The sequence below is a fragment of the Pyrinomonadaceae bacterium genome (assembly GCA_036277115.1).
Classification (GTDB): Bacteria; Acidobacteriota; Blastocatellia; order Pyrinomonadales; family Pyrinomonadaceae; genus UBA11740.
The window spans coordinates 1318403-1339021 of record DASUNM010000023.1; the positions used below are offsets into that span (position 1 = coordinate 1318403).

Annotated in this window: 20 protein-coding genes; 10 read left to right on the forward strand and 10 right to left on the reverse strand. The window is 57.2% G+C overall.

The window, feature by feature from the left end:
- The first annotated feature begins 83 nt into the window (after positions 1-83).
- Positions 84-317: a hypothetical protein gene (locus tag VFX97_12415; protein ID HEX5703999.1), complete on the forward strand. Its 234-nt coding sequence runs from the start codon at positions 84-86 to the stop codon at positions 315-317.
- Here the strand turns inward: VFX97_12415 and VFX97_12420 are convergent.
- Complete coding sequence (locus tag VFX97_12420; GenBank protein HEX5704000.1) at positions 314-1261, reverse strand: D-2-hydroxyacid dehydrogenase; 948 nt, start codon at positions 1259-1261, stop codon at positions 314-316. The genes VFX97_12415 and VFX97_12420 overlap by 4 nt on opposite strands.
- A gap of 86 nt (positions 1262-1347) precedes the next feature.
- Here VFX97_12420 and VFX97_12425 point away from each other — a divergent pair, with 86 nt between their 5' ends.
- Positions 1348-1806: a GNAT family N-acetyltransferase gene (locus VFX97_12425; GenBank protein HEX5704001.1), complete on the forward strand. Its 459-nt coding sequence runs from the start codon at positions 1348-1350 to the stop codon at positions 1804-1806.
- A 105-nt stretch (positions 1807-1911) separates the two neighbouring features.
- Positions 1912-2106 carry a hypothetical protein gene (locus VFX97_12430; GenBank protein ID HEX5704002.1) on the forward strand — a complete coding sequence of 65 codons (195 nt, stop codon included), beginning with the start codon at positions 1912-1914 and terminating at the stop codon, positions 2104-2106.
- A gap of 33 nt (positions 2107-2139) precedes the next feature.
- On the opposite strand, the gene VFX97_12435 is transcribed toward VFX97_12430, so the two are convergent.
- Positions 2140-3135, reverse strand: a complete 996-nt coding sequence (locus tag VFX97_12435; protein ID HEX5704003.1) for a VWA domain-containing protein — start codon at positions 3133-3135, stop codon at positions 2140-2142.
- Positions 3136-3172: 37 nt separating this feature from the next.
- A complete protein-coding gene (locus VFX97_12440) occupies positions 3173-3469 on the reverse strand; it encodes an FmdB family zinc ribbon protein (GenBank protein HEX5704004.1) in 297 nt (98 codons plus the stop codon).
- A 98-nt stretch (positions 3470-3567) separates the two neighbouring features.
- Here VFX97_12440 and VFX97_12445 point away from each other — a divergent pair, with 98 nt between their 5' ends.
- The 4 genes from VFX97_12445 to VFX97_12460 are packed head-to-tail and all read left to right on the forward strand — an operon-like array spanning position 3568 to position 8484.
- Positions 3568-5769, forward strand: coding sequence for a sigma 54-interacting transcriptional regulator (locus VFX97_12445; GenBank protein ID HEX5704005.1), 2202 nt, complete (start codon positions 3568-3570; stop codon positions 5767-5769).
- 48 nt (positions 5770-5817) lie between these two features.
- Positions 5818-6693, forward strand: a complete 876-nt coding sequence (locus VFX97_12450; protein HEX5704006.1) for a CPBP family intramembrane glutamic endopeptidase — start codon at positions 5818-5820, stop codon at positions 6691-6693.
- Positions 6693-8057 carry an FAD-dependent oxidoreductase gene (locus VFX97_12455; protein HEX5704007.1) on the forward strand — a complete coding sequence of 455 codons (1365 nt, stop codon included), beginning with the start codon at positions 6693-6695 and terminating at the stop codon, positions 8055-8057. The genes VFX97_12450 and VFX97_12455 overlap by 1 nt, the downstream gene beginning before the upstream one ends.
- A gap of 46 nt (positions 8058-8103) precedes the next feature.
- Positions 8104-8484 (forward strand): GntR family transcriptional regulator, encoded by a 381-nt coding sequence (locus VFX97_12460; protein HEX5704008.1) that lies wholly within the window; start codon positions 8104-8106, stop codon positions 8482-8484.
- A gap of 9 nt (positions 8485-8493) precedes the next feature.
- Here the strand turns inward: VFX97_12460 and VFX97_12465 are convergent, their stop codons facing one another.
- The 7 genes from VFX97_12465 to VFX97_12495 form a co-directional block, all read right to left on the reverse strand.
- Positions 8494-9555: a FecR domain-containing protein gene (locus VFX97_12465; GenBank protein ID HEX5704009.1), complete on the reverse strand. Its 1062-nt coding sequence runs from the start codon at positions 9553-9555 to the stop codon at positions 8494-8496.
- A gap of 94 nt (positions 9556-9649) precedes the next feature.
- Positions 9650-11344 (reverse strand): VWA domain-containing protein, encoded by a 1695-nt coding sequence (locus tag VFX97_12470; protein ID HEX5704010.1) that lies wholly within the window; start codon positions 11342-11344, stop codon positions 9650-9652.
- 26 nt (positions 11345-11370) lie between these two features.
- Positions 11371-12570: a PilT/PilU family type 4a pilus ATPase gene (locus VFX97_12475; protein ID HEX5704011.1), complete on the reverse strand. Its 1200-nt coding sequence runs from the start codon at positions 12568-12570 to the stop codon at positions 11371-11373.
- Positions 12571-12588: 18 nt separating this feature from the next.
- Positions 12589-13845 carry a GAF domain-containing SpoIIE family protein phosphatase gene (locus tag VFX97_12480; GenBank protein HEX5704012.1) on the reverse strand — a complete coding sequence of 419 codons (1257 nt, stop codon included), beginning with the start codon at positions 13843-13845 and terminating at the stop codon, positions 12589-12591.
- A 139-nt stretch (positions 13846-13984) separates the two neighbouring features.
- On the reverse strand, positions 13985-14611 hold the full coding sequence (locus tag VFX97_12485; GenBank protein HEX5704013.1) for an ImmA/IrrE family metallo-endopeptidase: 627 nt from the start codon (positions 14609-14611) through the stop codon (positions 13985-13987).
- 117 nt (positions 14612-14728) lie between these two features.
- Positions 14729-15973, reverse strand: coding sequence for a signal recognition particle-docking protein FtsY (gene ftsY, locus VFX97_12490; GenBank protein HEX5704014.1), 1245 nt, complete (start codon positions 15971-15973; stop codon positions 14729-14731).
- 207 nt (positions 15974-16180) lie between these two features.
- Positions 16181-18007 carry an HD domain-containing phosphohydrolase gene (locus VFX97_12495; protein ID HEX5704015.1) on the reverse strand — a complete coding sequence of 609 codons (1827 nt, stop codon included), beginning with the start codon at positions 18005-18007 and terminating at the stop codon, positions 16181-16183.
- A gap of 314 nt (positions 18008-18321) precedes the next feature.
- On the opposite strand from VFX97_12495, the gene VFX97_12500 reads away from it, so the two are divergent.
- From VFX97_12500 to VFX97_12510, 3 genes are read left to right on the forward strand one after another with little or no spacing between them, the layout of a single operon-like run.
- Positions 18322-18900, forward strand: coding sequence for a sigma-70 family RNA polymerase sigma factor (locus VFX97_12500; protein HEX5704016.1), 579 nt, complete (start codon positions 18322-18324; stop codon positions 18898-18900).
- Positions 18901-18946: 46 nt separating this feature from the next.
- Positions 18947-19651, forward strand: coding sequence for a zf-HC2 domain-containing protein (locus VFX97_12505; GenBank protein ID HEX5704017.1), 705 nt, complete (start codon positions 18947-18949; stop codon positions 19649-19651).
- A 30-nt stretch (positions 19652-19681) separates the two neighbouring features.
- Positions 19682-20266 (forward strand): Spy/CpxP family protein refolding chaperone, encoded by a 585-nt coding sequence (locus VFX97_12510; GenBank protein ID HEX5704018.1) that lies wholly within the window; start codon positions 19682-19684, stop codon positions 20264-20266.
- Positions 20267-20619 lie beyond the last annotated feature (353 nt).

Consider the following 20619-nt stretch of genomic DNA (forward strand, 5'->3'; position numbering starts at 1 on the left):
CGCTCCTAGACATCGACTTCACCGCTGTGACAGAATTCGCTTAACGCAATCCGCGATACGCAAGAGGAGCAAATTAGAGTTTGATGTCCGAAAACGAATCCGCACCGGCTACCGCCGCGCCTCCATCATCAGAAGACGAGATCACTTATCAGGCCGTCGAGAAAGACGGCGTCGTCACGGCGATTTGGGAGATGAAGGGCCGCAAACACGTTCGCACGATCGATCCGCGTTCACGCCAGGGCCGGGAAATCCTGAACCTCTACACGACTGAAGAAGTAGATCACACTGCGAGCGAAGCAGCGAGCTCTTCGTCCTAAGTCAACACGTTCTGGGCCCGTCCCGCGACAAACGCTTCAAGGTTATCGATGACTTGATCGGCGAGGGTCTGCGTCGCTTCATGGCTCGCCCACGCCACGTGGGGAGTCACAATGAAGTTCGGCAGATTCAGATCCAGCAATGGGCTTCCGCTCCGCGGTGGCTCTTCCCGCAGCACATCGCTCGCCGCGCCGGCGATTAAGCCTTCTTGTAATGCCGCCACCAACGCTTCATCCTGAATCAGCGCGCCCCGCGCGGTGTTAATTAGTAGCGCACTTCGCTTCATCATTTCGAATTCCCGCCGGCCAAACATGTCGCGCGTTTCGTCCGTCAGCGGACAATGCAAGGTCACAATATCGCTCTGCACCAGTACTTCATCGAACGCGGTGCGGCCAACGCGAATTGATTTGGCGTTCTTATGTTCTGAAACCTGAACGGTCATGCCAACCGATTCAGCGAGCTGCGCCATCGATTTGCCGATCGAGCCATAACCGACGATGCCAATTGTGCTGCCTTTAATGTCGTGTAGTGGATGAGTGAGCAAACAGAATTGTTTGGATTGCTGCCATTTGCCGGCTTGAACGTCTTGCCGGTAAAGCAGCAGATTGCGGCGCAGCGCCAAAATCAGCATCAGCACATGCTCAGGTACTGAATTCACGGCATAGCCGCGCACATTGCAGACGGTAATTCCGCGGCGGCGGCAATAGTCCAGATCGACACAGTCCGAACCAGTCGCCGCAATTGCGATCAGCTTCACCTCAAGCGCGTGCGCCAGTTGCGGCTCGCCCAAAGAAAGTTTGTTGCTGATGATGATCGATGCGGCCCGGACGCGTCCGGAAACTTCTGGCGGGAGCGTATCCGCGTACTCGACCCACTCATGATCGAAGCCCGGGCGGCGAAAGTCCGCCTGAATGGTGTCGCGTTCGAGAAAGACGATGCGTTCCATTTGAATCGCAGAATACTACAAACGTACTGATGAGCCCTCCCTAACGGTCGGGCTACTGCCCCGCCGCATGTTAGACTGCGCGAGCCATGCGCATCGAGATTCGCCGCGCCCATCCGGAGGAAGCAGATACTCTCACTGAAATTGCGCATGCAGCCAAACGTCATTGGAAGTACCCTGAAAGCTGGATCCAACAGTGGCGGATGGACCTGACTATCTCGGGTGAATTCATCAGCAATCACGAGGTCTTCGCAGCCACCATCAATGGCGCAGTTGTTGGTTGTTGTGCCCTAGTGGTGACGGATGCGCTCGCAGAAATCGAGCACATGTGGATCAGGCCCGAGCAGATGGGCAGCGGTGTAGGTCGTGCTCTGTTCGAGCATGTAAGAGCGCGCGCCGTGGAACGTGGCGCGAACGTGCTTGAACTTTCAGCCGATCCTTACGCCGAAGGGTTTTACGCCCGCATGGGAGCGAAACGCATCGGTGAGATTCCAGCTGACATGGATGGGCAGTCACGAGTATTGCCAAGAATGAGAATCGAGTTTTAGGCGGTGCGTTGTACTTGGTGCTTTGAACTTGGACGTGACTGGTAAGGTTCGCGTGTTCCAACAAAGCACTAAGTACTAAGCGCAAAGTACAAAATTCTAATCGAGATGTGGGACACAAAGCGTCAAATCATCTGGCTGGTTGCCGGAATCTCGTTCGGCACGTTCATCATCTACATGGACGCGCATGACGAAGTTGGGCAATTCGAACCGTCGGTGTTCGTCTTTTGGGAGATTATTCTTTTGATAATTATCGTGACGTTGTTCTACTTCTATTCAAGGAAAAAGAAGGGCGGACAGTAGCCCGCCTCTAAAAGTCGAAGTTAAGAAAGAAGATCAATTCGCGGGCTGCATCGTCTTTGAGCGCGCGACAATTCCGGACTCGGCCACTACCAACAGCCGGCGCGGCTCGCTGGTAATCACGCTCTTGGGCAGGTACGACAGGACATAACGCTTCTTTCGCAGCTCGTCGGCGATGGCTTTAGCCGCTGAGCCTGGATCATCTATTGGGAAAATACTTCCGCCCGTTCCTTCGGCGAGATCGTCGATGACTTGCCGTGGTTTCGGTACGTCGCGACGAATCGCACCGCGCGTTCGATCGGGCGCCTGGACGCAATAGACGGCAATATCGAGCTGCTGTAGAGCCGCAAGCGCCTGATTGAACTTCGCTTTGCTGCCTTTATCCAATCCGTCGCTGATGACAACGATCGCCCGCTTCTGCGATGTCAGCGGTCGCAGGGCGTCCTCGATCACGGCGAGCATCGCGTCGAACAAATGGGGCTCACCCTTCTTGCGAAACGTCTTTAGCTCGCCCTGGATCTTCTTCGCGTCGTCCGTCCAATCGGAAACAATTTCGGCGTTGTCGTCATAGCCGACGATCAGCAGCTTGTCTCCGTCATAAATCTCGTAGGCAAACTCGAGCGCCGCCGCCTCCAGTTTCTCCACGTCAGCACGCAAGGTCAGCGAGTTGTCGACCAGCAGCACGATGCGCGCCGCGGAACGGTCAGGCACAAAGCTTTTTATGGACTGCTCGACACCATTATCGAACAACGAGATGTCGCGGGCCGTAATGGCAGTTGCTGACTCGTTTTCGCGGAAAGCAACGACATTCAGCGTCGATGAACCCTCGCCGGCCGGTTGTGAACGGCGGCCAGCCTGCGCCCAAAGGCTGCTCAACAAGCAGCCGAGAGCGATCAGGACGACCGCGGCCCGGAACCAAACGAACCGTTTCCCGGTACGCACGCCGCTGGCGTGCTGCTTTGTTGCAGTGTGAAAAGCACGCCAGAGGCGCGCGCACCGAATCACAGGCTGTATGAGATTACTGAAAGGCATTAGCTGGTAGATGAGGAATCAGGGCGTTGCGGTTTCCTCAGGCCTTGTCGGTTTTCTTTGCAGCCGGCTTGGGCTTCTCTTTATCGCCGCCTTTCGATTTTTCCGAAGAGGTGTCCGAAGACAGTTCCTTCTCGACCTTTTCGGCGACGCTTCCCTTGCGCGCGTAGTCAGTGACGTACCACCCTTCGCCTTTGAATTGGATGGCGGGCGACGAAATCAGTTTCTCCAGACGCCCCCCGCATTCGCGACAACGGGTCGGTGGTTTGGCGGGCGCGCGCACCAGCACCTCGGTCTGTTTGGCGCACTTCTTACAACGATATTCGTAGATTGGCATGCTTAGTTGTTTGATTATACGAGAGCGCCCCACGAGCGCAACTTGACCGTATGCGTGTCCCGAGGGCGAAGTTTTTGCAACTTGCAGCCTCGTTCGTTATGATCGGCAGACTTGGTACGAGGCCAGCGAGTTCGCTTGCCGACCCGTTGCCCGCGATGCAACCTGCGAAAGAGACACCACAACATCTTTCCCTCGAACGGAAGCTGAAGCTTCACGAGGCGCGCGAGTCTATCATTGGACGGCTGGCGGCCGATCTGCCTAAGTCGATCAACCTCGACACTTTTCTGAAGGTGATCGTGGCCGAGCTCGGCCAGATGATGGAGGTCGATCGGTGCGACATCATCAAGCTCAGCCCTGAGGGTGAACTGGTTGTGGGTCACGAGTGGCGCGCATCTGACTCAGTACCGTCCAGCATCAACGTTCACGTTCCGGTTGATGTCGCGACCTTGTCACAATACATCGACATTAAGAAACCGATTCGCATAAACGACACGTCGGCGTCCACTCTCGATCACAAAGTTCGCTTCTTCGCGAAGAGTCTCGGCACTCGATCGCTACTAATTGTGCCGGTGGTGCTTGACGAAGAAGTTCTCGGACTCATCGGTTTGCATCAGACGCGCGCGCCGCGCGTGTGGACGGACGAGGAGGTTGCGTTTCTCGTCTCGATCGCGACGCAGCTAGCCATAGGTTATCAGTACACGCGGATTTATACGGACAAGAAACGCGAGGCCGAGACGACCAAAGCTCTCTTGCAAATCGCGAATGTGCTGAACGCGCGATCGGACTTTCGCGAGGTTACTTCCGCGGTGATGCAAAGGACGTTGGCCCTGATCGGTGCGGATTACTGTGCGCTGGGCGTATTGGACTCGGATGAAAAGCGAATTAGGCTGGCGGCATTCGAGGCCGCGCCGCATGCCGTGACCGACAGTGTGCGGGGTTTGATCGAGACGCACGGCCAGTCGCTCGACATCACCTCATATCCCGCCATGGTCGACGTGCTGGCGCAAGGTAAAACGCTGAAGCTGGTTGAGACTGATTTGCCGCTGCCGGTACGCATGGGTTTCATTGCCACGCTCGGCGGCCGAGCGGCCCTGGTTTCACCCGTACGCGTGGGCAATCACACCTTTGGTTTGCTCGGTTTGGTGTGGAGCGAATCGCGCGATGGTTTCCGCGATCAGGAAATCGCGCTCGTCGAAGGCATCGCGGACCAAATCGGAACGGCCCTGGAACGCGATCAACTGACGGCCGAGGTTTTGCGACTGAAGCACGCGCTCCACGAGCGCTACGGCGAAGATCGCATTATTGGCCAGGCGCCGACGATTCGGCGCGCCATGGAGCTCGCACTGAATGTAGCGGACACGCAGACTTCGGTGATGATTCAGGGCGAGTCAGGCACGGGCAAAGAACTCCTGGCGAACCTGATTCACTTCAATTCGGGTCGCGAAGATAAGCCTTACATCAAACTGAACTGCGGCGCGATTCCTGAGACGCTGCTGGAATCCGAGCTCTTCGGGCACGAAAAAGGTTCGTTCACCGACGCGCGCTCGCGTCGCCGCGGCCGGTTCGAAGAAGCTAACGATGGCACGCTCTTTCTCGATGAAGTCGGTGAAATGAGTTTGGGCGCGCAGGTGCGCCTCCTGCGCGTGCTGCAGGACGGCGAGTTTACGCGCGTGGGCGGGAATGAGGTTTTGAAATCCGATGTGCGGATCATCGCGGCGTCCAATGTCGATCTGGAACAGGCAGTTGAAGCCGGCAAGTTCCGGCGCGATCTCTTTTATCGTTTATCGGTTTTTCCGATTCAGCTGCCGCCGCTCCGCGAACGACCGGAAGACATTCACCTGCTCGTGATTCACTTTCTCGAACATTACAAACAGCGCACCGGCCGTTTCGTTTCGGGGATCTCCAAAGACGCGCTCCGCGCCCTGATCAGCTACGAGTGGCCCGGTAATGTGCGCGAACTTGAGAACGCAATTGAGCGCGCGGTAATCATTGCCGCCGGACGGCAGATTGAGTTGGAAGACTTGCCGGCTGCGATTGCGAACGTAGCCGCGCAACGGCAGGCATCGTTGCGCGCGGAGCGTGCACACGCCGCGAGCGAAGGTCGTTCCGCTACGCTGGAGGTTGATCTTCCGTCATCGATGGACGAAATCGAACGACACGCGATTGAAGCGACGCTTGATTACACCTCGGGCGACAAAACCCGCGCGGCGAAGCTTCTGAACATCGGGCGCAAGACCATTTATCGGAAGCTCGATCAGTACAACGGCAAGAAGAGCGAGTCTCCCGGCGATCAGGAATAACGACGTGCGCGTGGCGCTGTCTCAGTTGATGCGCTAAACTGCTGCCGCGTGAACACACCCGAAGAGTCCGCACCTCAAGAACCGGCCGAGCCGGTTTCCGAAAGCCCACCCGAGGCGCTTCCAGAAGGAACGACACCCTCTCGCAAGCTGCGAGAGTTGTTTATTGCTATTTTCACTTGGCTGGTAAGTGTCGCGCTGCTCTTGCTCCCTCAGATCCTGGCACTCCCTTATTTGCTCTATTACTATCAAGGCAAACCGCTGACACGGGAATCATTGCTGGCGGACAAAACACTGGTTGTTTTGTTGGTAGCGGGGATTCTGCCTGCTCATCTAATCACGCTTGCTGTTACCTGGGCTGTGGCTACTCGCTTTGGAAAGATACCGGCGAAAGCCGCGCTGCAATGGCACTGGGCGAGCCCCATTTCGATCCTGAAGAGCATGGGCCTGGCTGTCGTATTGTTTGGCCTCGCCTGGGCAGTAACTCTTATTTTCGGCGGACAAGAAACCGACATCGAACGAATTTTGAAGAGTTCACGCACCGCGGCATTGATCGTTGCCTTTCTCGCCGTGGTGACAGCTCCGCTGGTTGAGGAGATCGTATACCGCGGCATTCTCTATCCTGCATGGCAACGTCTCACTGGATCTACAGCGGCGGTCATTATCGTAACGCTGAGTTTTGCGCTCCCTCATATTCCCCAATACTGGCCAAACATGGCAGTGATTGCTTCGATCACAACCCTAAGCCTGATACTAACGATCGTGCGAGCCCGGACTGGTAACCTGTTGCACTGTTACCTTATTCATCTCGTATTCAATGGCGTGCAAGCAATCCTCATAGTTCTTGAGACCCTGGTCCGGTCGCTTAAGACTCCCAATCCGGATGTAGTACCGACCTTCATTCAATCGCTCTTAAAGATCCTCTGATGGAGTGCGAGGTCATCGTTGTCGGCGCCGGCATAGGCGGCCTAACGACCGCCGCCTTGCTGGCCGCCAGAGGCGTGGACGTGTGCGTCTTTGAGCGGCAGCCCGAAGTGGGCGGATGCGTCGCGAATTTTGAACACCTTGGCTACACCTTCGAGCCGACCTGTGGACTTTATTCAGGATGGGAGCCTGGTGGCATCTGGGAGCGAATCTTTTCGCAACTGCCGGTGGCAGCGCCTGGCGTAACGAAGCTGTCGCCCAACTACGTCGTTCGCTTGCCCGACGGCCGCGACATTCAGGTTTCCTCGGATCACTCAGCGTTCGAAACCGAAATCGCAACCGCGTTCTCAGAGTGTGCTGACGCTGCCATTCGGTTTTTCCGCGAGGTCAGATCTGGAGCCGGTAACGAAGCTGTATTGACAGAATTACTCCACGGTACTTCAAGGGAGTTTCAATGGTTTATAGACGCGCAGCTACAAACGTTCACTCAGTCCACGAGCGATGGATGTTCTTTGTCGCGCGCGACTGTGGCGCTTCGATTAGCAACAGGCGATCTGTGGTCAATCGACGGCGCCGGTCAGACTCTCGCCAATCGACTTGCAGAGAGCCTGAAAGCGAGCGGCGGACCGCTGCGACTGAATTCACCGGTTCTGCGCTTGGCTTACGGGACAGACGGCAATCCGATCGGCGTTGATTTGTTAAGTGGCGAGCGTGTGATCGCGAAGCGCGCAATCATCAGCAACCTGACAGTTTGGGACACCTACGGAAAACTTGTGGGGCCGAGTCGCACACCGCGCGAAGTCGCGAGCGAACTGAAGAAACTCACCGCGTGGGGCGCATATCTGATATTTCTCGCCATCGACGAAGCTGCGATTGCACGGCTTCCCTCTCCGCGCACCTGGCTGATCTGCGACTCAGATGTTGAGGAGTATGATCCTGAAAACCAGCAACTCATGCTGAATCTGGCGATTGGGTTAACCGGGGGAGCACCCGCAGGAAAGCGCGCGCTCACTGCCATCGCATTCACCCAGGCCGACGAATGGTTCTCTTTTCACGAGGACCATTCCTGGCACGATGAAAAAGACCAGGCGTTGTTGGAATCGTGGTGGACGAAACTGCATCAGAGCCTGCCCCAACTCGGCGATGCAATTGAGGTAATTGAAACGAGCACTCCGCAAACAGTCTACGAAACCGCGCGGCGCAGATTGGGGATGATCGGGGCCCCGAGCGCTGACGACTTGCGGGCGACGCTCGTGCCGCCTTTCCCAAACCTCTTCCTGGTGGGAGACACCGCTTCGGCCGGTCTTGGACTTGAAGGCGTCGCCGATTTAGCCTTAACCCTCGCGAATCACCTCGCTCCAAGCTAGTCACTCCCGTCCCAGCTTGACGGATATTGTATAGTGTATAGCAACTATGTACATTACCATTGATGAAGCCGACCGCCGTCCAGTCTATCGGCAAATTGCTGAGGAAATTAAGATACTTATCGCGCGCGGGGAGTTGGAAGAGGGAGTGGCGTTGCCACCCGTTCGCCAAATCGCCAGCGATCTCGGCGTGAATTTGAATACGATCGCGGCGGCTTATCGGGAATTACAAAAAGAAGGGCTCGTCCGAGTGCGTCACGGTGCAGGCGCTTTCGTGGCCGCGCGCCAAGTCTCGCAACAAAGCGAGGCTGAACTGCGCAAGGCTTTGCGGGCAAGCCTGACGCATCTCGCACTGGCAGGCCTGCCTCGCTCAGAGATTATCGCGATTGTGAACGAGGAACTTCGGCAGTTCTTTGGCCGACAATCGTAATGTACGCATTTACGGGTCGAGCTTGCGAACGTTGCGCCCGCCGCCGTAAGGATCAAGATTTCGGGCAGGGTTGCTCGCCGGCGGCGGACTCACGCTCATCGGTGGTGGAGTTGATCCACCGGGATTGCCCCCACTCGTGCCCCCGGGATTGGAACCGCCGGGACTTGAATTGCCTGGATATTGGTTGTTGACCACGTTACGGTTGGAATATCCATAGCCACCACTGCAACACCCTCCGCGCCAATAGTAGTTGCTATAGCCATGACCGTACGGTGACGACCACCCGTAATAAAAAGGCATGAACGTGTAGCAGCCCGCCCGCGGACTGTATGTCCACAAACCAAAACGTTGCGGCCCCCAGAACCATGAATCCCAACCGCTGAAGCTTGAGAGAAAACCGTTGAAGCTTCGGTTCATGATCCTCATATTGGCCTGGGCCAGCAGCTGCGCTCGTTGCTTACTCCAGGCGTCGAAGTCGTCTTTGTCCTTGTCCAGTTTGGCAATAGCCACCAGGCCGTTCGTCAGCGTTACGACCTTTCCACCTTTGACGATGTCTGTCTTGTCGGGTCCAAAACTCGCGCGGCCTTTTCTTACAGCCATTGCGGCGGAATCCGGCCGCACATCAACGCGATAGACCCCACTACGAACGATGGTGAATTCGCTATGCTGTGTAACGACTTTAATCCCCAGATCCATGTCAGCGACGCCAGTGGCTTCAATAATCGCGCTGCCCTTCAATAAACGGAGACGCAGGTTCTCGAGCGAGATATCCTCAAATTCAAATTCACTGTTCTCGCCCAGCCTGAGGTACGAGCCAGGATTCAGCAGGATTTCTGCGTTACTCGAGGAGAGGGTCGTGACCGTCTCGCCGACGGCGAGATTATCAGTGCTGGTGAGCACCTGCGGCTGCTGCCCTTTTCGTGTGACTCTCACCCTCCCGACGACGGTGTTTACGCCGCCGGCTTTGGCCGAGATTCCGAATCGCTCACGGTTCTGCGCGGCAGCCAGCGAAGGCAGCATCGCGCAAAGCAGAGCAGCAGACATGATGACGATGTATTTTGGATTCCTCATTGACGAACTCCTCTGGGGAGAGGGCTTTGGGCCGTTGACTTAAGGTGCCGGAATTATAGCACCGCCACGCCCCCTGTCCAGTCAAATTAGAGCATCAGTTTGCGAAGTAACCGCGCTTACCGCGCGCGACCGCCCCCTGGCGGCTTACCGTCACCCGAATCGCGCGCCACGAACCGTCCCGAAGCTTGTTAGTGGGCCGATAAGAAAGCGTGTAAAGCGTTCCCAAATCCGCGACCACTCGATCATACGAGCCTGCGAGATCCTCCAACTTGAAGCATTCGTAGAACGCGCCGCCGCCTTCGTCAGCGATCTCCTTCATTTGGTCGTGGGCGAGGTCGAAGGTGGCTTGCTGAATGTCGCCGGGACTCAGCGGCTCGTAGCTTTGCGTCTCAGTCCAAATTGTGTAGATGACGCCGTCGAACTCACGCGCCTGCCGCAAAACTTCCTGATAAGTAAGCCGTGATCCTTCTCCGGTCACGTTTGGCATAACGCTGTCCAGGCCGTCGCTGATCACGACGATCGCGTTGCGCCGCGAGTCTTTCGCCTGCCGAAAAACCTCGTTCATGGCAAACGAGAGCGAATCGTAAAGTTTCGTACTGCCGTCGGGCCGCCTAATCTCTCTGATCCGCTGATGCAGTGCCACGCGATCAGTCGTCAGCGGCGAGACGACCGCCTGATCGCCGGCGAACGTGATCACGCCAATGCGATCAAAGGGACGCGCCGCGTCAACAAAGTGAGAAGCAGCCGATTTGATGAGCTCAACGACGTTCGCCGTCGAACCTGACAGATCGATGAGCAGAACCAGGTTGAAGGGCGCCGAAGAAGACTCAAAATGAAGAACCTCTTGCGTGACGTTGTCTTCGTACAAACGAAAATCACCCTTGCTCAGGTTGTTGACTCCGCGGTTCGTACCGCGGTCGACGACGCTCACGTTGACGCTGACCAACTCAGTATCCACGCGAATCACGTCGTCTTCTGAAACTTCTTCCGGAGTTCCTGAAGGGCGCGCCGGAATCCCTGCGCCTGGTTTCTGCTGACCCGCACCGACTAACTCCGGCCGATCCGCCGGCGGCGTGGGCTGTGGCGCGGACAACGTCTCGCGCCGTTCAGGTGCGATAGGTTGCGTACGCGCGGGCACGCCGGCAGCCTGAGTCTGCGCCCCAAGAACGATGTTACCGGCCTGCGAGAACAAGCGGACCGTGCCGCTTCCCTTACCTAAGCGCGCGCGCAACTGTGGCCTCTGTGACTGTGAAGCCGCGGCGCTCGGTACCGACGAAGAGACGTTGCCGGTTCGCGATTCGGCGACGAGGGTCGCGTTCGCCGAGTTCGGCACGTCAATGCGAATTTCGCCGGAAACAGTTTGGATTAACAACGCTGAAGGCAGCCCGCGCACTTCGACTGAACCGTTGCCGGTGAAGATCGCGGCGTGAGTCCGCGACGGAATTCGCAGCTCAAGATTGACGGGCGCTTTTGCCGGGCTTCGAGGCACTCGAACTGAAAGCAACCTGTCCGACGACTCGATGATGGCTGGTGAGCGAATCGGCTCGCCGCTATCCGTGACGGCAGCGATCGAAACGTATGGCTCGCTCCACACTTCAGCAATGACAACTCCGCGCAGATTTTCAACGCGGAGATTTGCGTTACTGGGCAGTTCGAAGCGCAGACTCTGACTTGATTGAAACGGAGTGACTGAAGCTGAGGCGGGGATAAAGCTGAGGACCAGCGCCGCTGCGAGCACAAGCGCGCAAACGACCAGTGGAGAGCGACGACGTCGTAAACTTCGGGACATCTGACTTGTCGCTACAGAACCGCCCCTTACGGTTCGATCATATCCAGCATCGATGGAACCGCAGGTTCGGCCTCTGGTTTTGCGCTCCCGCCCTCCCCGAGGTCACCCAGCCGCAGCAGCAGGTTGCCGTAATTCGATGCGTAAGCGAGTCCATCTTCCTTGCTTACCATGCCGTCGCGAATCATCTTTTCGATCTCGCCGTCAAAGGTCTGCATGCCTTCCATATCGCCCTGCTCCATCGCGTCCATCAGCGATTTTCCCTCGGACTCGCCGCGTTCGATGTATTCGCGGGTGCGTGACGTTGCTTTGAGAATCTCCATCACGGCGACCCGGCCGCTGCCGTCCGCCCGCGGCATAAGGCGCTGCGAGATGATGAAACGGAATGACTGGGCCAGGCGCGTGCGGATGATTTTTTCTTCGTTTTTTGGGAAAACGCCAATGATGCGTTCGACGGTTTTCGCAGCGTCGATGGTGTGCAAGGTCGAGAGCACCAGGTGGCCTGTCTCGGCGGCTTCCATAGCGACTTCCATCGTCTCGCGGTCACGCATCTCACCGACCAGGATTACTTTCGGCGCCTGCCGCAGAGCGGCGCGCAGCGCCAACGCGAAATTTGGCGTGTCGGAATGCAGCTCGCGCTGATGAATCGTAGAGTTCTTGTGCGCGTGCAGAAACTCAATTGGGTCCTCGATCGTGACGATGTGGTAGTACTTCGTCTCGTTGATGAGATCGATGACGGCGGCGAGCGTCGAGCTTTTACCGCTGCCGGTCGGCCCGGTCACGAGCACGATCCCGTTTTTTAGCTCGACGATGTCGCGCATCTGCGGCGGCAGATTGAAATCCGCAAAGTTCGGTGGCCGCGTGGGAATAACGCGCATCACGATCGCGTGGGTGCCGCGTTGCTTGAAGATGTTCACGCGAAAGCGGCACAGACTCGGCACGCTGAACGAAAGGTCAGCCGACCCAACCTTCTCCAAACTCTGGGCAGCTTCTTCGTGACCACCAATGATTATTTTGGCTATAGCCGCGGTCTGCGGTGGGGTTAGTTTGTCCAGACCGGGAATGTCCACCGGTTGAAGCTTGCCGACAAGTTCAATTTGTGGCGCGCGGCCGGGCGAGAAAATCAGATCGCTAACTTTGTCGGAAACGGCCAGCATCTTCTGAAGAATGCTGCCGAGGTTCAAAGACGCTTGCGGGGCCGTTGATTCTGTAGATTGATTGCTGCTCATCGTCTGGATCTCAATCTTTTACAGCGCCTTCACGATAAAGAACGTAACGTCATCATGTGAGCCGAGGCCATCGGTCCAGTCCATCAGGTCCTGGTGAAGAAAATTAATCAGTTCCCGCGCCGGCAAATTGCGCGCGCGCCGCACGGCATCAGCCAGCCGTTCGCGGCCGTATTCTTCCCCGTCAGAATTAAATGCTTCGGTGACGCCGTCAGTGTAAAGCACAAAGATCTGACCGGGCTGGATGGGCGCGAAGTATTCGTAGTAACGCGAGTCGCGAAACATTCCCAGCGGCACGCCACCGCGCTCTTCAAAATGCGCATCTCCGTTCGCGTCAATCAGGAACGGCGGATTGTGTCCGGCATTCGAGTACGCAAGCGTTCGATTGGTGGCGTCGAGAATTCCGTAGAACGCCGTGACAAACTGATTTCGCTCGATCGACTCCCACAGCAGGTAGTTAACTTTCGCCATCGAAATGTGCGGCGCGTAACCGATATGCGACGCCGCGCGCAGGCTGGCGCGCAGAAACGCCATCAACAACGCCGCGGGCACGCCTTTACCCGACACGTCGGCGATCACAATTCCAATCTGATCGTCGTAGCTCTGAACCCAATCGTAGTAGTCCCCGGAAACTTCTTCAGTCGGAAAGTTGTACGCGCTGATGTCGAACCCGGCGAGCTGCGGATCTGTCGCCGGCAGCAACTCGAGCTGGACCTGTCGCGCAATTTCCAGTTGCGTCTCGAGTCGCTGCTTCTCGATCAACTGTTCGTGCAGCATCACCTTCTCGATGATGATCGCCACCTGTGAGGCCAGCAGCATCAGCACTTCCAGATCGTGCTCATCGTAAGCATTAAGTTCATCGCTCTCGAGATCGAACACGCCGATTACTTCCTCGTTCGAGATGATCGGCGCCACCATTTCGGATCGGGTTCGCGCGCGCGCGTTAACATAGCGCGGCTCTTTGCGAACGTCCGGCGAAGTAAACGGCTTGCCGCTCAAAGCGACGTGTCCGATCAAGCCTTCACCCATCTTCAGGTGCAGTTCCTGCATGTCGGCGATGTCATAACCCCGCACTGCTTCGGTATGAAAGACGCACGTTTCATCGGGCCCGCCTTCCCACTGCGCGAACGGGCGCGAGCATTTCACGAGATAAATGCCGGCCGCGTCGTACGGAATCAGCGAGTCCAAAGTGTCCATCACCAGGTTCACAACCTCTTGCAGATCGAGCGAGCGGCTGATTTTTTTGGTGATGTCGAGCAGCATTCGCAACTTGTCCACGACGGACAATCCTGTTGCTGGAATTTGCGTGGTTGAGGCCATAAAGAAACTGTGGAGCGCTCAATGATTGGAGCGCACGCTTCTCGCTTGCCGGGTTTGCCTCCATGCAAGCGGGACGCTTGCGCTCCAGTCGTTTTGATTATACGTGCTGAGTCGTCGCGGCAGAAGCATCTTTATACGCGGCCCAAAGATGCGTGACTTTGATGCGGTATTCGGCGAGCGGCGTACTGACCCGAAAGCGCCGGGCGATTTCTTCGGCGGTGCGGCCGCTGAACACCAGGCGACGCAACGCCGCGTAGGGCACCAGCGCCGCAGCGCCGACCGCGTACGCCTCCTCTTCGTCCGATTTGTTGTAGTCGCGGGCGACTGGAGCGCGGGCGCCATCGCCCGCATCCTTACTGAACGCCAGCCGGTTCGCTCGGTGACCGAGAAACACATGCGAAATTTCTTCCATCAGCGTCGCGCGGTTCCTTTGAACACCGTGCGCGGGATTCAGGATTACGATGCGCCAGCCGTTCGGTAAAGGCCTGGAGCAAGCGCCACCCGACCAATCGTTCATCCCGTCCCCTAACAAGTGTTCGCGTGATTCCGCCGACAATTCTTTTATCTGGTCGAAATCAACGACGAGGAGCCGGGCGAACTCTGCGAGAGCAAACGGATCGAGAGCGTCGTCCGGCCGTACACCGGCGAAGTCCCGCAACGCGAGGGCGCGCAACTCGAACTGTTTTCTTTTTTCCGTCGGAGGGAGGGCAGCGAAAGCATTCATCGGCGTTAGTTTGGTTTCTTGTACGCGAAGAAGTCAGTACCGAGAGCGATAGCGACCGGGTGTCACGCTTACCCCGTCGCTACCGCTCCGGGTACTGACCTCTTGACCACGACGCTCTCAGTTGAAAAGACTGTTCACATACTGCTCGGAATCGAAGACGACGAGGTCGTCAACCTTCTCGCCGATGCCCGCGTAACGAATCGGCAAACCAAGTTCTTTAGCGATCGCGACGGCGATTCCGCCTTTGGCTGTACCATCCAGTTTCGTCAGAACGATCCCGGTAACACCCGCGATTTTCAAAAACTGACGCGCCTGCTCCAATCCGTTCTGTCCCGTAACGGCATCAACAACCAGGAGCGTTTCGTGCGGTGCACCTTCGACTTCCCGGCCCGCTACCCGTTTCATCTTCTCGAGTTCAGCCATCAAGTTTGATTTGTTATGCAGCCGGCCGGCCGTATCGACGATGAGCACGTCTGACCCGCGCGCCTTCGCTGCTTTCATCGAATCAAACAGAACGGCCGCGGGATCAGTCCCCTGCTTCTGCTGAATCAAAGGCACGCCGGTGCGTTCGGCCCAAATAGCCAGTTGATCAGACGCCGCCGCGCGAAACGTGTCCGCCGCGCAAATCAAAACATCGTTGCCTTCGGCTTTGATTCGCTGGGCGAGCTTGCCGATAGTCGTTGTCTTACCGACGCCATTAACGCCGACAATCATCATCACGTACGGCGAAATGTTTTCCGGCACGCTGGCTTCCGAAGCGACACCCTGCTTTTCAGCGCCCTGCAGGATCGTCAGCAACTCGGACTTGATTGCGTGCTTCAGCTTTTCGATATCATCAATTTCTTTTCGGCTGATGCCGCGACGAACAGTTTCGAGCACGTGCATCGTCGTCGGCACGCCGATGTCGGCGGCAATGAGAGCTTCTTCAAGCTGGTCGAGCAACTCAACATCGATTTTCTTGGCGCCGGCGAAAACCGTATCGATCCTTTGCGACAGCGACTCGCGCGTGGCCGATACCGCGCGCCGAAAACGCGCGGAGAACTCCTGCTCCAGCGCCGCTTCCTGCGCCTGCAGTTGCTCAATCGACAGATCTAGACCGAGGACCGAAGTCTGCCAACGGGTTGAAGGCTGTGATTTCACAGGCTCTGGGGGCGATGGCTTCCTGCTCGCTTCCGATTGAGCCGGTGTCGGCGCCAATTCAGGCGCTGTGTTGGGCTCAATAGCGACAGCCGGCATTGACGATGTTGCGGGTGGCGGCGCTGTGCCCGGCTCAGGCGCAGCAGGCGCGATCGGCTCAGGCGCGGCCGGCGTATTTAGCCCAAGCGACACAAACTCGTCTTTCTTTCTTCTCCAAAAAGGCATTCGTTTTTTTCTGCTAACTAAATTTTTCCGATTATACGTGCCAGAAACGCTCACGTCAGCCGAGCATGCACAAAACGCCTCGACGGGAGCGTCCCCGCTTGTCGTTTAGAGGCGGGCTACTGCACACCAACCATCGGAACTAAAAGGGCGGGCAGTGGCCCGCCTTCTAAACGCTGAGACGTAGTGTTCTTGTGTGCCGATCCCGGATTAGCTGACGGCGATAACGGAATCCGGAGTGGTCGCGAAAATCGATTGAGAGGTTGAGGTCGTGTAGTCGCTTTGATTTCGTTTCAGGCGGGTTACGCCGGGACGAATCTTTCCGGCTTCGCATGCCGCGATAAAGGCAGCGACAACGCGCGCATCGTAACGCGTGCCAACAAAGCTCTTCAGACGCGTCAGCGCAGCTTCAAGTTCCATCGCCGCTTGATAGGGGCGTTCCGTGGTCATCGCGTCGAACGTATCGGCCACCGAAACGATGCGCGCCTGCATCGGAATCTCTTCGCCTTTCAAACCCTGCGGGTAGCCCTGGCCGTTGATCATCTCGTGATGCATGTACATGCCCGGTAGGAATTCGCGCATGGCCGGGATCTGCGACATGATCTTATAGCCCTTCTGCGGGTGCGTCTTCATGATCTCGAATTCCTGATCGTCCAGCGCCGCGGGCTTTTTCAAAATGCGATCGTCGATGCCGATTTTTCCGACATCATGAAGCAGCGCGCTCACACGAATCTTTTCGACTTCTCCTTCGTCGAGACCAAGACCCTCGGCCGTGGCTACGGAAAAGCGCGAGACGCGCTCTGAGTGGCCGCGCGTGTAAGGGTCCTTGCCGTCGATGGCTGCCGCGAGCGCCTTGACCGTCCCCAGGAACAGCTCTTTGTTTTCCTCGGCCGAGCGTTGCAAATCAAGCACGAAACGCTCGAGCCGGTCCGTCATCTGATTGAATGACGATCCGAGGTCACCTAATTCCGTCCGACCCAGAACTTTGACCCGCTGGGAAAAGTCGCCGCCCGCGATTCGGGTTGCTCCCGCGGCCAGTTCACGAACGGGTCGTGTCAGCTTTTCTGCAAAATAGAATCCGCAAACGAGCGCGAGCATCGCCGCCAACAAACTCACGAAGAAAACCTGGTTGCGCATGTCCCGCACCGACGCCAGCGCCGCCGACTCATCCTGAATCGCGATGACTGCCAGCAAAGAATTCGGGTCCAGCTCAGCCGTCGCGTATGAACCCAGCATCGAAACCGACTTGCCATCACGCTCGAGCGCAAACGGCGAAAGCGCGGACTGCACTTGCGAGCCTGACTCAAGCCAATCCTGTACGACTTTAAGGTCCGTCATCGGTCGTTCGGCGAAAGCGATGGCGGCATCGGGGTGGGCCACCGCTTTTCCGTTTTGATCGACGACAAAGACGATCGGTAATCCGGCATCCAGCAATTCACGGCCGCTCTTCGACGACTGAACTGTCTTGAAGACTTCCTGAAACGAAACGACGGCGACGACGGCGGCGACTATTTGATCGCCATCCATCACCGGCGCCGCGATCGTCAAACCCATCTCCTGACCGGATCGAATTATCTGCGGACGGCCGACGATAACGCCACGACCGTTCATGCGCGCGAGAACTTCGCTCACGCGTTGATCGACTTCTTCTTTGCGAATGACATCAGGTTGAAACGCGCGATGAACTTCGCCTTTAACGGGACAGATTGCCAGCGCGATCAAATTCGGATCGTCCTGAAGCGTTCGCTGCAAACGGACCGCTGAGCCCGCGGCCGTTAATGCCTGAATTCCACCGGCAAACTCGAAACCTCTGGCCAGACCGCTGACGACGTCTCGATACCGCTGGCCGTACAACTCGATCTGTCGTGCTTTGCCCTGCACCAGTTGCGCCTGATATCGACCTTCAATTGCACGCAGCTCTTCGGCACTGCGGCGCGATACCATGGTCCCGGCAACGATTAACGGCAAGAGGCCGACCAGCAGCAGGACTGCCAGGACGACATAGAGCAAGCGAATTCGGCGTAAACGTTCGAGCACTGTTCGGGTATAGGACGTGGAAAACGGGCGAGGATGCGGACACAGGGCAAAAGGAAAGGCGCCAGGCGCCCATCCAAGTTAGAGATTAGAGGTTGGCCGACCGACCTGTCAATGGTTTGCCAATCTTTAACTGGTGAAATATTTCGATTTACCCTCCAATTCCGACGGTTCTGGAGCCATTTAACGGCTGGCTGACCTCGTCCGTGCGATACTTTCCCAACTGCCGCCGGGGGCGGGGCGTCTAAAACATTGAGCGCACGGCTGTTTGGTGCGCGCATTTGGACGACGGCTTCGCTCCGGGTGACGCGAACCGAATGGAAACGGTCACGACTGACGAACAGATGGTTGAACGTGCCTTGTCCGGGGACCCGGAGGCGTTCGGCGAGATTGTGCTCCGTTGGGAGCGCCGCATCTTTGCGCTGTCGTTCGGCATGCTGGGCCGTGAAGAGGACGCGCGCGACGCCACGCAGGAAACTTTTCTGGCGGCGTTCCGAAACCTTAGGGGCTTTCGCGGCGAAGCGAAAGTTTCATCGTGGCTTCATCGCATCGCGGTGAATCAGTGCATAACCCGGCAGCGGCGCGCGAAGGTTCGCAGCGAAACGGCACTGGAAGACGAAGCTGAGAAGAACGCCGCGGTCTTCGCTCTGCCGGCCGAAGTTTCACCGGCACGCGCGGCCGAACACGGCGAGATTAGCGTGGCGGTTCGCAAGGCAGTGATTGCTCTGCCACCGGACTTGCGTCAGGTAGTGGTGATGAAGGAATTTGAGGAGCTGACGTTTCAGGAAATCTCAGACGTGCTCGGTGTGCCGCTGAGCACGGTTAAGAGCCGCCTTTACACGGCGCTCAGACAGTTGCAGATGCGCCTGCAGAAGTTTGGACAGGCGAAGGCGTAGTTGTTCAGAAGCCGGAGTGTCCAGCTGAGGAAGTGTCATGCAGAACATGAACGAGCGACCAGTTTGTCATCGGGCCGAAGACCTGGTGACCTATTTGTACGGGGAAGCGACGGCCGAAGAGGCGCGCGACTTTTCCGCCCACATGCACCAGTGCGACGCGTGCCGCGCGGAGTTCACGGTTTTCCATCAGGTGCACGATTCGATCGTCACGTGGCGGAATGAAGCGATTGGCAGTGTCGTACAGGTCCCTCAGTTTACGAGCGCGGCAAGCGCTGTAGTCGCAACGGACGAGTTTGTCCAGCCTGAACGCAAGCTGCCGGCGCTGGCTGCGCTGCGCGAGTTCTTCTCAGTGTCGCCGCTGTGGTTGCGGGGAGCAACCGCGTTTGCCGGCCTGCTGCTATGCGCGCTGGTTTTGTTTGCGGTTTCGCGCATCTGGCAGCAACCAGTTATCACCGCGCGCGATGACGACAAGAAGTACACTGAAGCACAATTTCAAGAAGCAGTTCGGAAGCAAGTTGAACAGATCGCCAAATCAAGTGATGACAAGCGTGAACCGGTAAGCACGCCGGCGAATGATGAGGTGCAAACGCAACCGCAAGTTGCGACGCGGCGCCCGCGCCCGAGAACGCAGCCGTCTAACAAGCTGACGCGTGAAGAACGCGAACAATTGGCGGCGGACCTGGGATTGATTCCGCGTCGCGAGGAAGAAGCGGCTTTCGTGTTGCCCGAAGGAGAAGAACCGAACCAGTAAAAACGTTCGTAATCGAAGGACAGTATAACTATGAGAAAAGCGCCAATCGCTTTGCTGCTGACCATCGCGTCCGCCGGCCTATTATTAACCCTGGTTAGTTCAGCCCGCGCCCAGACGCCTGAGCCACAACCCACACCGACGAACGTCGTTCAGCAGCCACAGCGACAAATGAATCAGATTGAACAGATGCTCAGGCCGCTGAATATTACGCCTGACCAGGAAGAACAAATCCGGGCGATCTATGCCGAGCTGGCGGATGAGCGGCAGAGGGCCACGCGTAGACTTCGACTTGCCCACCGGGCGCTGTCAGAAGCTATCCAGTCGCCCACGCCGAACGAGGCTTTGATCGAACAGCGTTCAAAGGAAGTCGCGGACGCCCAAGCCACGACGATTCGCCTGCGCTCGCTGACTGAAGCACGCGTCCTGCAAGTTCTTACGCAGGAACAGCGCGTGAAACTGCGGCAGTTGCAGGCGCAGACGCAACGTCGCAATCAACAGAACCCGCGCGGCCTCGGTCGAGGGCAGAATGCTCTCAGGCCAAATCAGCCCAACCCGCCGCTCACGCCACGTCAGCGAAGATTAATGCGACAACAGCAACAGCCAAGACCTCAGTAGAACCTGACCCCACGCTATGAAGGCCGACCTGTTGTATTAGGGTCGGCCATTTTAGTTTTCCAGACGATTCAAAATGAACTTTGCGTGTCTTTGCGTCTTGGCGCCTTTGTGTGAACCGGCCACTCGTCACATAAGGTATTTCACGCAAAGGCGCAAAGTCGCAAAGTCGCAAAGCGATATAGGACGCTACCAACCAGCTAACATCCTTGACGCAAGCCGTTTCGTTTGCGCATTATAGGCGCTCTGTAAATCAGGGTGTGGGGTAAAGGATGTAGGGTGTAGAACAGTGCGGAAGAGACTCCGCAAGTAAGAACTGCGCGAAGCTATTAGGCCGCGTCCGGAATTCAGATCAT

Bases quoted from the DNA above. Each gene is read 5' to 3' on its own strand.
- VFX97_12420 (HEX5704000.1), bottom strand. From the start codon at position 1,261: ATGGAACGCATCGTCTTTCTCGAACGCGACACCATTCAGGCGGACTTT.
- VFX97_12440 (HEX5704004.1), bottom strand. From the start codon at position 3,469: ATGCCAATCTACGAATATCGTTGTAAGAAGTGCGCCAAACAGACCGAG.
- VFX97_12425 (HEX5704001.1), top strand. From the start codon at position 1,348: ATGCGCATCGAGATTCGCCGCGCCCATCCGGAGGAAGCAGATACTCTC.
- VFX97_12445 (HEX5704005.1), top strand. From the start codon at position 3,568: ATGATCGGCAGACTTGGTACGAGGCCAGCGAGTTCGCTTGCCGACCCG.
- VFX97_12470 (HEX5704010.1), bottom strand. From the start codon at position 11,344: ATGTCCCGAAGTTTACGACGTCGTCGCTCTCCACTGGTCGTTTGCGCG.
- VFX97_12485 (HEX5704013.1), bottom strand. From the start codon at position 14,611: ATGAATGCTTTCGCTGCCCTCCCTCCGACGGAAAAAAGAAAACAGTTC.
- VFX97_12510 (HEX5704018.1), top strand. From the start codon at position 19,682: ATGAGAAAAGCGCCAATCGCTTTGCTGCTGACCATCGCGTCCGCCGGC.
- VFX97_12455 (HEX5704007.1), top strand. From the start codon at position 6,693: ATGGAGTGCGAGGTCATCGTTGTCGGCGCCGGCATAGGCGGCCTAACG.
- VFX97_12500 (HEX5704016.1), top strand. From the start codon at position 18,322: ATGGAAACGGTCACGACTGACGAACAGATGGTTGAACGTGCCTTGTCC.
- VFX97_12475 (HEX5704011.1), bottom strand. From the start codon at position 12,570: ATGAGCAGCAATCAATCTACAGAATCAACGGCCCCGCAAGCGTCTTTG.
- VFX97_12465 (HEX5704009.1), bottom strand. From the start codon at position 9,555: ATGAGGAATCCAAAATACATCGTCATCATGTCTGCTGCTCTGCTTTGC.
- VFX97_12460 (HEX5704008.1), top strand. From the start codon at position 8,104: ATGTACATTACCATTGATGAAGCCGACCGCCGTCCAGTCTATCGGCAA.
- VFX97_12505 (HEX5704017.1), top strand. From the start codon at position 18,947: ATGAACGAGCGACCAGTTTGTCATCGGGCCGAAGACCTGGTGACCTAT.
- VFX97_12415 (HEX5703999.1), top strand. From the start codon at position 84: ATGTCCGAAAACGAATCCGCACCGGCTACCGCCGCGCCTCCATCATCA.
- ftsY (HEX5704014.1), bottom strand. From the start codon at position 15,973: ATGCCTTTTTGGAGAAGAAAGAAAGACGAGTTTGTGTCGCTTGGGCTA.
- VFX97_12435 (HEX5704003.1), bottom strand. From the start codon at position 3,135: ATGCCTTTCAGTAATCTCATACAGCCTGTGATTCGGTGCGCGCGCCTC.
- VFX97_12430 (HEX5704002.1), top strand. From the start codon at position 1,912: ATGTGGGACACAAAGCGTCAAATCATCTGGCTGGTTGCCGGAATCTCG.